14 protein-coding genes and 1 tRNA gene are annotated in these 14,309 nt (G+C 32.9%); 8 read left to right on the top strand and 7 right to left on the bottom strand.

The window, feature by feature from the left end:
- Genes DUZ96_RS02955 through DUZ96_RS02945 form a run of 3 tightly spaced genes read right to left on the bottom strand, consistent with a single transcriptional unit; the run spans nt 1 to nt 3,133 of the window.
- On the bottom strand, nt 1-1,167 hold the full coding sequence (locus DUZ96_RS02955; protein WP_114300387.1) for an efflux RND transporter periplasmic adaptor subunit: 1,167 nt from the start codon (nt 1,165-1,167) through the stop codon (nt 1-3).
- 9 nt (nt 1,168-1,176) lie between these two features.
- Nucleotides 1,177-2,520, bottom strand: a complete 1,344-nt coding sequence (locus tag DUZ96_RS02950; RefSeq protein ID WP_114300386.1) for a TolC family protein — start codon at nt 2,518-2,520, stop codon at nt 1,177-1,179.
- A 7-nt stretch (nt 2,521-2,527) separates the two neighbouring features.
- A complete protein-coding gene (locus DUZ96_RS02945) occupies nt 2,528-3,133 on the bottom strand; it encodes a TetR/AcrR family transcriptional regulator (RefSeq protein ID WP_114300384.1) in 606 nt (201 codons plus the stop codon).
- A gap of 121 nt (nt 3,134-3,254) precedes the next feature.
- Between DUZ96_RS02945 and DUZ96_RS02940 the strand changes: the two genes are divergently transcribed.
- Both DUZ96_RS02940 and DUZ96_RS02935 read left to right on the top strand, forming a co-directional pair.
- A complete protein-coding gene (locus DUZ96_RS02940; RefSeq protein ID WP_114300382.1) occupies nt 3,255-4,229 on the top strand; it encodes a polyprenyl synthetase family protein in 975 nt (324 codons plus the stop codon).
- Nucleotides 4,229-4,576, top strand: a complete 348-nt coding sequence (locus DUZ96_RS02935; RefSeq protein ID WP_114300380.1) for a hypothetical protein — start codon at nt 4,229-4,231, stop codon at nt 4,574-4,576. Before DUZ96_RS02940 ends, DUZ96_RS02935 begins: the two co-directional genes overlap by 1 nt.
- On the opposite strand, the gene DUZ96_RS02930 is transcribed toward DUZ96_RS02935, so the two are convergent.
- Nucleotides 4,573-5,040 (bottom strand): cytochrome c, encoded by a 468-nt coding sequence (locus DUZ96_RS02930; RefSeq protein WP_114300378.1) that lies wholly within the window; start codon nt 5,038-5,040, stop codon nt 4,573-4,575. The two genes, DUZ96_RS02935 and DUZ96_RS02930, sit on opposite strands and share 4 nt — an antisense overlap.
- A 104-nt stretch (nt 5,041-5,144) precedes the next feature.
- Nucleotides 5,145-5,696, bottom strand: a complete 552-nt coding sequence (locus DUZ96_RS02925) for an alpha-ketoglutarate decarboxylase (RefSeq protein WP_258774299.1) — start codon at nt 5,694-5,696, stop codon at nt 5,145-5,147.
- Between the two features lie 109 nt (nt 5,697-5,805).
- Here DUZ96_RS02925 and DUZ96_RS02920 point away from each other — a divergent pair, with 109 nt between their 5' ends.
- Both DUZ96_RS02920 and odhB read left to right on the top strand, forming a co-directional pair.
- Nucleotides 5,806-8,559, top strand: a complete 2,754-nt coding sequence (locus DUZ96_RS02920) for a 2-oxoglutarate dehydrogenase E1 component (RefSeq protein ID WP_114300376.1) — start codon at nt 5,806-5,808, stop codon at nt 8,557-8,559.
- A gap of 46 nt (nt 8,560-8,605) precedes the next feature.
- Nucleotides 8,606-9,817, top strand: coding sequence for a 2-oxoglutarate dehydrogenase complex dihydrolipoyllysine-residue succinyltransferase (gene odhB / locus DUZ96_RS02915; RefSeq protein ID WP_114300374.1), 1,212 nt, complete (start codon nt 8,606-8,608; stop codon nt 9,815-9,817).
- 505 nt (nt 9,818-10,322) lie between these two features.
- Here the strand turns inward: odhB and DUZ96_RS02910 are convergent.
- Together DUZ96_RS02910 and DUZ96_RS02905 are read right to left on the bottom strand one after the other, a co-directional pair.
- Nucleotides 10,323-10,949: a response regulator transcription factor gene (locus DUZ96_RS02910; protein WP_114300372.1), complete on the bottom strand. Its 627-nt coding sequence runs from the start codon at nt 10,947-10,949 to the stop codon at nt 10,323-10,325.
- A gap of 49 nt (nt 10,950-10,998) precedes the next feature.
- Complete coding sequence (locus DUZ96_RS02905; protein WP_114300370.1) at nt 10,999-11,451, bottom strand: TIGR02281 family clan AA aspartic protease; 453 nt, start codon at nt 11,449-11,451, stop codon at nt 10,999-11,001.
- A 48-nt stretch (nt 11,452-11,499) separates the two neighbouring features.
- On the opposite strand from DUZ96_RS02905, the gene DUZ96_RS02900 reads away from it, so the two are divergent.
- The 4 genes from DUZ96_RS02900 (at nt 11,500) to DUZ96_RS02885 (ending at nt 14,304) form a co-directional block, all read left to right on the top strand.
- Nucleotides 11,500-12,267, top strand: coding sequence for a TatD family hydrolase (locus DUZ96_RS02900; protein WP_114300368.1), 768 nt, complete (start codon nt 11,500-11,502; stop codon nt 12,265-12,267).
- Entirely contained in the window at nt 12,267-13,295 is a 1,029-nt protein-coding gene (locus tag DUZ96_RS02895; RefSeq protein ID WP_409010760.1) for an asparaginase, read from the top strand. The genes DUZ96_RS02900 and DUZ96_RS02895 overlap by 1 nt, the downstream gene beginning before the upstream one ends.
- 75 nt (nt 13,296-13,370) lie before the next feature.
- Nucleotides 13,371-13,458 (top strand) — tRNA-Ser (locus DUZ96_RS02890).
- A gap of 75 nt (nt 13,459-13,533) precedes the next feature.
- Nucleotides 13,534-14,304: a MotA/TolQ/ExbB proton channel family protein gene (locus DUZ96_RS02885; RefSeq protein ID WP_114300364.1), complete on the top strand. Its 771-nt coding sequence runs from the start codon at nt 13,534-13,536 to the stop codon at nt 14,302-14,304.
- The last annotated feature ends 5 nt before the right edge of the window (nt 14,305-14,309 follow it).

Genomic DNA, 14,309 nt, shown 5'->3' with positions numbered 1-14,309 from the left:
TTAATTTTTAATCTTAACAGTTTGTTCGTTTTTTACACTTCTTGCTCCTTCTACAATGAGTTCGTCATTTTCGTTAAGCCCTGATAATACTTCAATTTTATCGCCTTGAGTTTTACCCGTTGTAATCACTACTTGATTGGCTACTGCTTTATCCTCTACCCTTTCTTTTAATACATATACATATTGTTCGGCAGAAGCATTTTCAGATATGATACTTTGAGGAATTAAAATAGCCTTATCACGAGTGTAATCATTAATTTTCAATCTTGCAGTAAGGTTCGGTTTTATAGTTCTGTTTTTATTAGGTACGGCTATTTCTACCTTAAAAGTCCTGTTTGCAGGATTGATAAAATTACCTGTTTGTCTTATCGAAGATTTTAAAGTTTTTCCTAAAACAGGAAACATAACTTCAACTTCTTTACCATCAACGATACTGGTGATATAACTTTCTGGGACATCAGTTTGGATGTACATGTCATCAAGATTAACAATTCTAATCAATTGTGTCTGACCTGCTGCCACTACATTGCCCTGATCTGTAATAACATCGTCTACAACTCCAGTAAAAGGTGCTCTTATATTAGATTTTGCTAATTGTTGTTTTAATTGATTAACAGATTCAACAGCACTTTCGAATGTAGATTTTGCTTGTAGATATTGTATTTCACTTCCAATTTTCTGATTCCATAATCTACTTTGTCTGTCAAATGTGGTTTTAGCCAAATCTGCTTGAATTTGAAGGGAAGCTATTTGTTGACTTAAGCCACCATCATCAATTTGAGCTAATAATTGCCCTTTAACAACTCTATCACCTTCTTTTACATAAACCTTTGTTAATATTCCTGGCATTTCTGGGGTAATCACAACATTTTTCTTTGTTTCTACACTACCTTGAAGTTCTAAATAGTGCTTAAATTCTTCAGCTTTTGTTGTAATCGTAGTGATTAATGGGATGTTTCTATCTGGGCTTAATTCCTTAATTTGCTCATCTAACTGCTTTATTTTTTGAGCAATAATTAGTTGCTCATTTACCAATTCATCCTTCTTTGTTTGAATGGTTTTAATGTCTTTTGTTGCCACTATATCTTCAATACTCTGTTCTTTGTCTTCGTTAGAACAGGCCAAGACTATTGAGCTGATTATTATAATGTTTAGTATTTTTTTCATGATGAATTTTTAGTATTTACTCGGTGTGTTTGTTATCGTTTCTAATTCTGCTTTAGCATTTATTACATCTAGCATAGTTTGAAGCAACTGTTGTTGCGCACTATAAAGTTGAGTTTGTGCCTGTCTTAATTCAAAACTTGATCCAATGCCCTCAAAGAACTTGGTCTCATTTTTTTGAGCGATACGTTCAGCTAAATCTAAGTTTCTCTTTTTATTAAAATAGTCTTCTGTTGCAAACTGATATTTGCTTTTTGCAGTTGCTATTTGAAGTTTAAGGAGTTGTTCAACCTCCGTAAGGTCATCTTTGGCTTTTTCTAAATTAATTTTTGCCCTTTGTGTAGCGGCACCTCGCATTCCTGAACTAAAAATGGGAATATCTAGATTTAAACCTAATAATGAAAATCCGAACCACTCAGTATTGTTGTCAAGAAAAACAAAGTCATCTGCAAATGTATTGTACCCTCCATTTATAAAACCACTTAACCTTGGCAATGCTTTACTTTGTTCAAGCTTTACAAGTAGCTCTTTAGATCTTTTATCATTGTCTGCAATTTGATAGTCAAGTGTAACAGTGACATCACTTTCTGCATTAATTGTTTCATTAGCTAAATTTTGGAAAGCCAATGATTCTAAGGTATCCGTAAGTTCTAAGGGAGCACTATATTCTATACCTAAAGTAATATTTAGCATTTGAAATGCAATTACTTCTAATCGCTTTAGATTGTCATAATCACTTTGAAGGTTAGAAAGTGTAATTTGAAGTTGTTCAACGCTTTCTAGTTCTTCAAGGCCATTTTCATAAATCTTAGTAGTCTCATCTAAATTATCTTGAATAACAGAGATGTTTTTTTCTATAATTTTAACACCTTCTATGGAAACAAGAACATTTCCATAGGCATTAATGACAGCTTCCCTAACTTCTAAATCTGTTTTGTCTTTTGCATTTTTGGAAATTTCTAAAAAAACCTTTGTAGACTGCAACCCTACAATATAAGACCCATCAAATATGAGTTGATTTAATGTGGCAGTTGCTGTAGCATTTTGTTTTGTGCCAAAGATTACTTCTGCAAATTCTCCTGGATTGCCACCAAAGAATTCAGCAGGTATTACTGAGACCTGTTGTTTTAAGAAGTTTTGATAATTAATACTTGCATCGAGTTGAGGTAATCCTGTAGCAATGGTTTCCCATTTCTGTTTTTTGGCAACTTCAATATCTCTGGCAGCATTTTTTGCAATTCTATTGTTTTCTAAAGCATAATCAATAGCTTCTTGCAAGCTTAGTCTTTCAGGATATGCCTGACTAAAACCTAAACTAAACAGCAATAGAAATATTAATATTGATAAATGTTTCATTCTAATTTTATGATTGATTTTTAGTAATAAACGTATTTAAAATTGTAAATCCTTTTTCTGTAACAATTGCTCTTAGATGGTACTCCAAGAAGTTTTCAATTAAATATTCCATCGAGAATTTGTGTCGAGGAAATATAGCTTCATCCTTAATACCTGTCATACCGTTAAAGTAGAGCCTTGCAATAAAGTCAATATCAATATTCGATCTAAACAATTTTGTTTCAATTCCTTTTGTAAGACTTTCGGAAACAGATTGGTGCATTTTTTCAAATTGTCTTGTTTTTAATGCATCATGAATATTTGGGTAATATTTCTTTAATTGAAATATTGGTGATGCTTGTTCATTTTTTAAATGTTGCATCACAAACATTTTTATATCGTACAGCTCTTCAATTGGGTTGTTTGCATCTGAACAAATACAATCTATCCCGTCGCAAATATTTTCAAATAATGTAAATGTTACTGCCTCTACCAGTTTGGTTTTATTGTTAAAATGCACATAAATTGTTTTTTTGGATATACCCAAAGCATTGGCTATATCGTCCATTGTTACACTTTTAAAACCCAGGGTCAAAAATAATTCTGAAGCCTTATGTATAATTTTTTCTCTCATAATTGAATTGGCAAATTTAGGTCAGGAAACTTTAAAAACAAAAAAAGTTTCCAAAGTTTTAATAATAATTTAACATCGTTAAAATTAGCTTAAAACATGATGAAAGTTTTATTTTTGTGTTATGCAAAAAATTGAAACTTACCAGAAATTATTCATTGATAATTTGAATAAATATGCTGTTGACAAAGAGCCGAACAACCTATATGAGCCAATAAACTATATTCTTAAACTAGGAGGAAAACGTCTTAGGCCAGTCCTAACTCTAATGACAGCAGAAGTATTTGGTTCTGAAGCTAATTTGGCATTAGATGCCGCATTATCTGTTGAGGTATTCCATAATTTTTCATTAATACATGATGATATTATGGACGATGCGCCTTTGAGAAGAGGAAAGCAAACGGTTCATGAAAAATGGGACTTAAATACTGGGATATTATCTGGTGACGCAATGTTGATTCTTGCATATCAACTATTTGAAAATTATGATTCAGAAAAGTTTCAATCTCTAGCAAAGTTATTCAGCAAAACAGCTCTTGAGGTTTGTGAAGGGCAACAGTATGACATCGATTTTGAAATGAGAAACGATGTAACTATTCCTGAGTACTTAAAAATGATTGAGTATAAAACAGCGGTTTTAGTTGGTGCTGCGATGAAAATGGGAGCTATTGTCGCGGGAGCATCACAAACAGATCAAGAAGGGATTTATGATTTTGGGAGATTCTTGGGTATAGCTTTTCAATTACAAGATGATTATTTAGATGCTTTTGGAAATCCGGAAACATTTGGGAAGCAGGTTGGTGGTGATATTCTTGAAAACAAGAAAACGTATTTATATCTAAAAACACTAGAATTAGGTTCTGAATTACAACAAAACTTATTAATAAAAACTATTAATAATGATGAGATATCAGATGACTTAAAAGTAAAATCCATTAAAGATTTATTCACTGATTCAGGCGCTTCTAGTGCTACCCAAGAAGCGGTTATAGAATTTACGGATAAGGCATTCAAAGTACTTGCAACTCTAAATATTTCTGAAGACAAAAAACAAGTGTTACAATTGTTTGGTGAACAACTAATGAATAGACGTGTTTAATGAGTCTGCCTAAAAAATTTAATGATTTAATTGAAGAGGCCGAATCATTAAAACTTTATAAGAAACTAATTGTTCAGCTTAATAAGGACTTACACTTGGCCAATATAGATTTAGAGTTTGATATAGATACTTTATCAACGAGTTTGAAGTTGGTATTGCAAGAAACGGTTTATCATCTCATACAAAACAAGTTTTCTGATTATTTAAATCTGCTATATCAAGTAGACGTTTCTGAGAATAAAATACGTCAACTAGATACTGAAGATGTCATAAATCTATCTGAAAATGTTACGTTTTTAATTCTTCAAAGAGAATGGCAGAAAGTATGGTATAGAGCTAAAAGTTAGAGAGTTCTAAAATATTCTAGAATTGCTCTAGCTTCGTCCCTAGTTACGTTTTGGCTTACCATTGGAGAACCGTTGTATTCTTCTAAAAGGTCTTTAGCCAATGGATCTTCTTTAACCATTTTTTCAGGGTTTAATATCATATTCATTACCCATTCTGGTGATCTGCGCTCTAATATTCCATTTGGAGCTGGGCCAATGAATTTTTTATCAACCATATGACAGGCTACACATAATTTCCCATAAATTTCTTCACCTGATTTGGCTAATTCTTCATCAACAACTAATGGCAAATCTACAGATCTTACGGACCCAACACCTTTGTTTTTTAAATCTACACGTTCTGACGCTGGCACTTTCTCGGCAACAGGTTTACCATAACTAACACCTTCAGTTTTTTTGTTTTCACCACAGCTAATAAGTGCTATAATTATAGCTAGTACTAAAATTTTTGGCAGATATTTCATATTAGGTTGAATTTAAAAAAGTGAATATAAATATTTTAAAAGTAAAATATGTTTAATTTATTTCAATGAAAATAAATAAACAATATTTTGAATAAATTCAAAAGTTAAAACCAAAATCTAACAAAGGGCATCCAAGCTTCAGGCTGTATGCTTTTGTCATCATCGTATAAGATATCATATCTAATACCAAAAGTCATTCTTCCACTTGTGTATCCAACACCTAAGAATAATGCAGGATACCAATAACTGTCATCTGCATTACCAACAAAATTTTGATCAAAATCTCTTTTAACATACAACTGTTCAAATTCTGTAGAAATCTGTACAGTTCTGGCAGGTGAAAATAGACCAATAACACTGCCACCAACTACAGTGGATTTGAATAAATCCTTTTGAGAACTATATTGAAAATTTAGACCAATACCTGTAGACACAAATGGGCTTAATCTATACAAGGCATTAGGAGCTAACGCACCACTAAAATAGCCATCGCCAAAATTAATTCCAATTCCGCCTCCAAACTGAACATTTTCCCAAAAACTACTTTTACTATCTAAAGTGTTTTGGGCAATGGATGAACTGTAGAAAAAACAAGTGACAAATAGACAAGAAATTAAAGATTTGGAATTATATGTAGTTAAAAAAAATAGCTTCATAATTTTATGATTTTCTCAGTGTGATAAATATAGTAAAACCATATTTATATTTGTTAAATGTTGTATTTTTGGAGAAATTTTTTGAAACGACAACGTTTGATAAAAAGTAATGGATAAATATTCCTTTCTCAACGCAGCACATACGGCATATTTTGCTGATATATACGACCAATACCTTAAAAATCCTGATTCTATTGAACCAAGCTGGCGAGCCTTTTTTCAGGGTTATGATTTTGGGACTGAAAATTATGGTATGGAGGGTGAAATAGTAGAAGGTGTTTCTACTCAAATTCCCGAACAATTACAAAAAGAGTTTCAAGTTGTAAAATTAATTGATGGTTACAGAAGCAGAGGACATTTATTTACCAAAACTAATCCTGTGCGAGCTAGACGTAAGTATGCACCGACCTTGGAAATAGAGAATTTTGGTCTTGAGCAAAAGGATTTGCAAACTGTTTTTTCAGCAGGTGAAGTTATTGGAATAGGGCCAAATACATTGCAAGTAATTATTGACCACCTAGAAAGTATTTATTGTGACTCAATAGGTGTAGAGTACATGTATATTAGAAAACCTGAAGAAATTGAATGGATCCAAAAAAAGCTGAACGTTAACGATAACCACGCCAATTTTACAGCAGAAGAAAAGAAATATATTCTTAAAAAATTGAATCAGGCTGTAGCTTTTGAATCTTTTCTTCATACAAAATATGTTGGTCAAAAACGTTTTTCACTAGAAGGGAACGAATCATTAATTCCAGCAGTTGATGCCATTATTGAAAAAGCTGCTGATGAAGGTGTTAAGGAGTTTGTAATGGGAATGGCACATCGTGGACGATTAAGTACATTGACTAATATTTTTGGTAAATCGGCAAAGGATATTTTTAGTGAATTTGACGGTAAGGACTATCAAGAGAAATTATTTGATGGAGATGTAAAATATCATTTGGGCTGGACCAGTAATAGAGAAACCTATAACAATAAAAAAATAAATATAAGTATTGCTCCCAATCCTTCACACTTAGAAACCGTTGGTGCAGTTGTGCAAGGAATTGCTCGAGCAAAACAAGATAAAGAAGAAATTGAGGATGCTTCACAGGTACTCCCTATAGTGGTGCATGGTGATGCAGCAATTGCTGGACAAGGCTTGGTTTATGAGGTAGTTCAAATGGCCAAATTAGATGGTTATAAAACCAATGGTACAATCCATATTGTTGTGAATAATCAAATAGGATTTACTACCAATTATCTAGACGGTCGTTCAAGTACTTATTGTACAGACGTTGGTAAAGTTACCTTATCTCCTGTGATACATGTTAATGCAGACGATGCGGAAGCTGTGGTACATGCTGCACTTTTTGCACTTCATTTTAGAATGCGATTCAAAAGAGACGTTTTTATTGATCTTCTCGGATACAGAAAATATGGTCATAACGAAGGTGATGAACCTAAATTTACACAACCACTTTTATATAAAGCGATTGCTAAACACAGAAATCCAAGAGATATCTATGCGCAACGATTGATAGATGAAGGTGTTATAGATGAGGGTTATGTTAAGTATATTGAATCCAAGTATAAAGAACAGCTTGAAGAAAAATTAGTAGACTCTCGTAAAGAGGATAAAACGGAGATAACTGCATTTATGCAGGAAGAATGGAAAGGATTCACTAGAGTTAGGGAAAATACCATGATAGAAACTATTGATACAGCAGTTCCAAAAACTGTATTAAGTGACATTACTAAAGTAATTTCTAACCTTCCGTCAGATAAAAAGTTTATAAGAAAAATTCAGAGGTTAGTTGAGTCACGTCAAACTATGTTTAATGAAGATCGTTTAGATTGGGCCATGGCAGAACATTTAGCCTATGGTTCGCTTTTAAATGAAGGATTTAACGTAAGAATTTCGGGACAGGATGTTGAGCGAGGTACCTTTTCACATAGACATGCAGTAGTTAAAGTAGAGGATAGTGAAGAAGAAATAATTCTATTAAAAAATGTTTCAAAGAATCAGGGTCAATTCAATATTTTCAATTCATTGTTGTCAGAATATGGTGTTGTTGGTTTTGATTATGGTTATGCCATGGCAAGTCCAAATACACTAACCATTTGGGAAGCACAATTTGGAGATTTTAGTAATGGTGCTCAAATAATGATTGACCAATACATATCCTCAGGTGAAGATAAATGGAAAACTCAAAACGGTTTGGTAATGTTACTACCACACGGTTATGAAGGCCAAGGTGCTGAGCACTCTTCTGGGCGTATGGAACGTTACCTACAATTATGTGCAAGGGACAATATGTTTGTGGCAGATTGTACAACACCTGCAAATATGTTTCATTTGTTGAGAAGACAGATGAAGGCTAACTACAGAAAGCCGTTAATCGTATTTACACCGAAGAGTTTATTACGTCATCCAAAAGCTGTATCAACAGTCGAAGAATTTACAAATGGTAGTTTTCAAATGTTGATTGATGATGATTCGGTAAAGGAAAATGATGTAAAGTCGGTAGTATTTGTTACCGGTAAATTCTATTACGACTTGCTAGAGGAAAGGGATAGTCTGAAAAGAACAGATGTTGCTTTAGTACGGGTGGAGCAATTATTTCCTTTGCCAGTAGAAGCCATGACAATGGTGATAAAAAAATACAAGAATGCAGATGATATGGTTTGGGCACAAGAAGAACCTAGAAATATGGGTGCTTATTCGCATATTTTGATGCATTTTGATGAGGCAAGACAATTTAGAGTAGCAAGCAGGAGAGTCTACAGTGCGCCTGCCGCAGGTAGTTCTGTACGCTCTAAACTGAGACACCAAGAAGTAATAAATTTTGTTTTTGATAAATCTAAAAACAATCAGTAAAGAAAATTAAATACAACTCAAATTAAAGCTTTAATAAAACAAGTCCATGATTTTAGAAATGAAAGTGCCTTCACCAGGCGAATCAATAACTGAAGTAGAAATAGCAGAGTGGTTAGTAGAAGATGGTGATTATGTTGAGAAAGATCAAGCCATTGCAGAGGTAGATAGTGATAAAGCTACATTAGAACTTCCAGCAGAGGTCAGTGGTACAATTTCACTTAAGGCTGAAGAAGGGGATGCAGTAGCAGTTGGTCAGGTTGTTTGTTTAATCGATACGAGTGCTACTAAACCAGAAGGCCAATCTTCCGATACTAAAGTTGAGAAAAAAGTAGAGTCTATACCTATAAATGAAGAGTTAAAATCTACTGAGGCTAAAACTTATGCTACTGGTACACCAAGTCCTGCAGCCAAAAAGATACTTGACGAAAAAGGAATTGAGGCAACTTCAGTAAAAGGAACTGGAAGAGATGGACGTATTACTAAAGATGATGCTGTTAAGGCCGTACCTTCTATGGGTTCTGCTAATGGTGGTGATAGAGTAAGTTCTCGAAGCAAAATGTCAATGTTAAGACGTAAGGTTGCTGAGCGATTGGTCGAAGCTAAAAATACAACAGCCATGTTAACTACTTTCAATGAGGTTGACATGTCCCCAATTTTTGAACTTAGAAAAGAATACAAAGAAGATTTTAAAGCTAAGCATGGCGTTAGTCTAGGCTTTATGAGTTTCTTTACTTTGGCAGTTGTTAGAGCATTGAAAATGTATCCTGCGGTAAATTCAATGATTGATGGCAAGGAAATGATTACCTATGATTTTTGCGATATAAGTATTGCCGTTTCAGGACCAAAAGGATTAATGGTGCCGGTAATTAGAAATGCTGAAGAGTTGACTTTTAAAGGTGTTGAGTCAGAAGTTAAAAGATTGGCAATAAGAGCTAGAGATGGTCAAATAACGGTAGATGAGATGACAGGAGGTACATTTACTATATCAAATGGAGGTGTATTTGGTAGTATGTTGTCTACTCCAATTATTAACCCACCACAAAGTGGTATTTTGGGGATGCACAATATTGTAGAACGACCGGTTGCGGTTAATGGAAAAGTTGAAATTAGACCAATAATGTTTGTGGCTTTATCTTATGATCATAGGATAATTGACGGCAAGGAATCGGTTGGTTTCTTGGTAGCTGTTAAAGAGGCTTTAGAGAACCCTATAGAACTATTAATGGGCAATAATCCTAAGAACGCACTCGAAATGTAGTTTAGATTTAAAATTATTTACAAAGAAAAAAGCGCAACTATAAAGTATGCGCTTTTTTTGTTCTTGTAATTACTAACTTAAAAGAACAACTAACTAAAATTAACTAAAAAAATTAATTGCCACATTGGCTGATACCACAAAGATGGAATATATGATTAATAGTGCAATAATGATCTTGTCCTTTTTTGTAGTATTCTCATTAAAAGTATTCATGATAAAAATATGTTTTAAAGAAAACTCTGAATTAGTAAAAACCAGAGCTTTTCAGAATTTAATCTGAGGCTTACGATTAATAGCAATGTAAAGGTGTAAAATAATGTAATACAACACAATACGTAACCTTACGTATATTTAGTTGTATCATAAAAAAGAGCCTTGAACAAAATGTTCAAGGCTCAAATAATCCCCTAAGAACTAATTAATAGCTCGTTATTAACCCTTTATTAATAACACTGTAAAGATTGTAAATAAATTAATACAAAACTATACGTAACCTTACGTATTTTTAAGATAAATGATTTTGGTTTTCCTTAGCCCAAATTAGAAGACTATTAGGCGATCTATCAATGTTTAATTTCCTTATAATGTGACTTTTATGTTTCTCCACAGTTCTAGGAGAGCAGTGTAATTCCTCCGCAATTTCCTTTGCAGTTTTATTTTTTGCAATAATCTTTAAGATTTTTAACTCAGTATTTGTTAAATTATCTAAGAGAGAAGAAGTATTGTCAATTTCAATATAGGATATTAATTCTGGGCTGAAGTAGGGCTTATCTTTAACAACTGAGGATATACAATTTTCAATTTCTTCTAAGGCAAACTCTTTTAGAACATAACCATAAACACCAAGCTTCTTTGCCTTAAGATAAATACTCTCCTCTTTTTCAAGAGTAATAAGTACAATTTTAGTTTTAATTTTAGCTTCTTTACACTTTTCAGCAATTTCTAGACCTGTTAAAAAGGGCATCTTAATATCTAAAATTGCAATATCTGGAGAATGTGCTTTTATTAAAGACAATGCAATTTTTCCATTTTTGGCAGTGGCCAATAGGTTGTAATTCTTTTCGGTTAAAAAGTCTTTAAGACCTTTTAATACCAAAGGATGATCGTCAGCAATAATGATGGTTGGTTTCATTGCTCTATTTTAGAATACCTGAAATGTGAAGATACTAAGATTCTTTCATTCAAGAAATTTCTTTCATTTTTAAATAAAGATATTTTTTTTCGTAATCAATAATTGCTTTCCCTTTTTTTAAAACATCTGCACCAATAATACCATCCACAGGCTCAGCATTGTGATTTATGAGTCCTTTGTTTACATGAGACAAATTAAACAGGATTAAAGCAACCCTATTTTTTTCCCACTTTCCAATTTTTAGGTTGTTGGATTTAGAAATTTGCGTTACCATATCAGATGCTCCAGCACCAACAGCTTTAATTTCAGAATCTTTGACCTTTAAATTAAAACGATCTATAGCTTCAAAACCAACGCAACTACTTGAGGCACCAGTGTCTAAAATAAAACGTCCTTTAATACCATTTATTGAAGCCTTAATTTCAAAATGGTTTGTTTTGGTGAATTTTAATTTAATTTTTAAATACCCTTTAGCTAAAAGAAAGTCGCGTAACGTTTCCATTTTTTGAATTTGTGTAAATATAATATACTAAACAATTACTTTTGCAACATGATAATAACAGACACGCATACCCATTTGTATAGTGAATCATTTGATAAGGACAGGTCTGAAATGATTAAACGTGCAATTAATAAAAATATTGAGCGATTTTTTATTCCGGCTATAGATTCTACTTACACCAAATCTATGCTACAATTAGAGAAAGATTTTCCAAATCATATATTTCTTATGATGGGATTGCATCCAACACATGTTAAGGAGAATTTTAAAGAAGAGCTTGCACATGTTGAAGAGATGTTATCAAAACGAAAGTTTTATGCTGTCGGTGAAATTGGAATTGATTTATACTGGGATAAATCTACTTTAGATATTCAGATTGAAGCTTTTAGGCATCAAATTAATTTAGCAAAGAAATATAAACTACCTATTGTAATCCATTGCCGTGAGTCATTTGATGAAATATTTAATGTTTTAGAGCAAGAAAAATCAGATGATTTGTTTGGTATTTTTCATTGTTTTACTGGTACAATTGAGCAAGCACATAAAGCCATTTCTTACAATATGAAATTGGGTATAGGTGGTGTAGTAACCTTTAAGAATGGGAAAATAGATCAGTTCATAAATCAGATTGATTTAAAACATATTGTTTTAGAAACGGATGCACCCTATTTAGCACCAAAACCATATAGAGGTAAACGTAATGAAAGTTCATATATAATTAAGGTTTTAGAAAAAATGTCCGAACTTTATAAAATGAGTATCCAAGATATTGCATCCATAACTACTGAGAATTCTAAAACCGTTTTTGGAGTATAATTATGAAAAAGCAAAACATTCTTCTTATTTACACTGGAGGTACAATTGGTATGGTAAAGGATTCTCTCACTGGTACTTTAAAGGCATTTGATTTTGATAGTTTGCTGATAAAAATCCCAGAATTAAGATTGCTAGATTGTAATATTGAAAGTGTTTCATTTGATAATCCCATAGACTCATCTAATATGAGTCCTTTGTATTGGGAAGCAATTGCCAACATAATTGAAACCAATTACACAAGTTTTGATGGTTTTGTGGTTTTGCATGGAAGTGATACCATGAGCTACTCCGCATCGATTTTAAGTTTTATGCTTGAGAATCTAGAAAAGCCAGTTATTTTTAGTGGGTCACAATTACCAATTGGCGATTTGCGCACAGACGCAAAAGAAAATCTAATCACCTCTATACAACTTGCGTCACTTCACGATGAAGGTATGCCAATAATAAGAGAAGTATGTTTATATTTTGAATATAAACTCTACAGAGGAAACAGAACCACTAAAATAAACGCCGAACATTTTGAAGCTTTCGATTCACCAAATTATCCAACATTGGCAGAGTCAGGTGTACATTTAAAGATTAATCATGAGTTCTTGAGAAAGAAAGAATTTAAAGATGATCTTATAGTTAGAACAGAGTTAGATACAAATATTGGAGTATTAAAATTATTTCCAGGGATATCAGAGCCATTTGTTGAAACTGTGTTGAGCGCTAAAAATTTAAGAGGATTAATAATTGAAACCTATGGATCTGGTAATGCTACAACAGAAAAGTGGTTTATTAATCAACTTAAAAATGCTATCAAGAGAGGATTATACATTATTAATGTAACGCAGTGTTCAGGTGGTAGCGTAATAATGGGGCAATACGAAACAAGCTCACAACTAAAATCTATTGGTGTAATATCAGGAAAGGATATTACAACTGAAGCTGCGGTTGCCAAATTAATGTATCTCTTAGGATATAATATTAAAGCAGAAGAATTCCAATATTATTTTGAGAAACCACTGAGAGGTGAACTGACTTAAAATTAACGCCTCAAATTTTAGTGTTTAAAGTTTTTTTCGTTATTTGGCGTTCTGTAATTTTGATTTAAAATTTACAGAGAGGTGGCCGAGTGGTCGAAGGCGCACGCCTGGAAAGTGTGTATACCTCAAAAGGGTATCGAGGGTTCGAATCCCTTCCTCTCTGCTTATGTTTTAAGCCTTGATTACATTATTTTTTTTATCTTTAACACTTTAACTAATTTAATTAAGATTAAGAACAATGAAAAGATTATTTTCTATCCTCGCCATAACATGTTTAATGGCAATCGGAACTGTTAATTTAAATGCAACAACATATGCATCAACAACAGCAACTGTAACAACAATGACTCAAGATGATGCAGATGCGTCCGGTGAAGATTTGAGTTTCCATCAAGAATTAAAAAAGCGTTTTATTGAAGGTGGTCCTGGATTTATGGGTATTGTACTATTATGTTTAATTCTTGGATTAGCAATTGCTATTGAGAGAATTATCTTTTTAAACCTTTCAACAACAAACACAAAGAAATTAACTCAAAACGTAGAAGATGCCTTAGCATCAGGAGGTGTTGAAGCTGCTAAAGAAGTTTGTAGAAATACAAAAGGACCCGTTGCATCTATTTTCTACCAAGGATTAGATAGAGCTGATGAGGATATCGACGCTGCTGAAAAAGCTGTTGTAGCGTATGGTGGAGTTCAGATGGGTCAGTTAGAAAAGAATGTATCTTGGATTTCTTTATTTATAGCATTAGCACCAATGCTTGGTTTCATGGGTACGGTAATTGGTATGATTCAGGCCTTTGATAAAATTGAAGCTGCAGGTGACATGCAACCATCATTGGTAGCAGGTGGTATTAAAGTAGCACTTTTAACAACAGTATTTGGTCTTATTGTTGCGATTATACTTCAAATTTTCTATAACTACATCATTGCAAAAATTGATAGTATTGTTAATGACATGGAGGATGCATCTATCACACTGATGGATTTATTAGTAAGACACAAAAAATAAAAGAC

Origin of the sequence: Winogradskyella sp. KYW1333, from assembly GCF_003335675.1 — a bacterium.
Lineage (GTDB): Bacteria > Bacteroidota > Bacteroidia > Flavobacteriales > Flavobacteriaceae > Winogradskyella.
This window is presented reverse-complemented; position numbering and strand designations above follow the sequence as displayed.

What these genes read in the sequence shown, in the direction of transcription:
- DUZ96_RS02955 (WP_114300387.1), bottom strand. Translation starts at nt 1,167, where the DNA reads ATGAAAAAAATACTAAACATTATAATAATCAGCTCAATAGTCTTGGCC.
- DUZ96_RS02950 (WP_114300386.1), bottom strand. Translation starts at nt 2,520, where the DNA reads ATGAAACATTTATCAATATTAATATTTCTATTGCTGTTTAGTTTAGGT.
- DUZ96_RS02945 (WP_114300384.1), bottom strand. Translation starts at nt 3,133, where the DNA reads ATGAGAGAAAAAATTATACATAAGGCTTCAGAATTATTTTTGACCCTG.
- DUZ96_RS02940 (WP_114300382.1), top strand. Translation starts at nt 3,255, where the DNA reads ATGCAAAAAATTGAAACTTACCAGAAATTATTCATTGATAATTTGAAT.
- DUZ96_RS02935 (WP_114300380.1), top strand. Translation starts at nt 4,229, where the DNA reads ATGAGTCTGCCTAAAAAATTTAATGATTTAATTGAAGAGGCCGAATCA.
- DUZ96_RS02930 (WP_114300378.1), bottom strand. Translation starts at nt 5,040, where the DNA reads ATGAAATATCTGCCAAAAATTTTAGTACTAGCTATAATTATAGCACTT.
- DUZ96_RS02925 (WP_258774299.1), bottom strand. Translation starts at nt 5,696, where the DNA reads ATGAAGCTATTTTTTTTAACTACATATAATTCCAAATCTTTAATTTCT.
- DUZ96_RS02920 (WP_114300376.1), top strand. Translation starts at nt 5,806, where the DNA reads ATGGATAAATATTCCTTTCTCAACGCAGCACATACGGCATATTTTGCT.
- odhB (WP_114300374.1), top strand. Translation starts at nt 8,606, where the DNA reads ATGATTTTAGAAATGAAAGTGCCTTCACCAGGCGAATCAATAACTGAA.
- DUZ96_RS02910 (WP_114300372.1), bottom strand. Translation starts at nt 10,949, where the DNA reads ATGAAACCAACCATCATTATTGCTGACGATCATCCTTTGGTATTAAAA.
- DUZ96_RS02905 (WP_114300370.1), bottom strand. Translation starts at nt 11,451, where the DNA reads ATGGAAACGTTACGCGACTTTCTTTTAGCTAAAGGGTATTTAAAAATT.
- DUZ96_RS02900 (WP_114300368.1), top strand. Translation starts at nt 11,500, where the DNA reads ATGATAATAACAGACACGCATACCCATTTGTATAGTGAATCATTTGAT.
- DUZ96_RS02885 (WP_114300364.1), top strand. Translation starts at nt 13,534, where the DNA reads ATGAAAAGATTATTTTCTATCCTCGCCATAACATGTTTAATGGCAATC.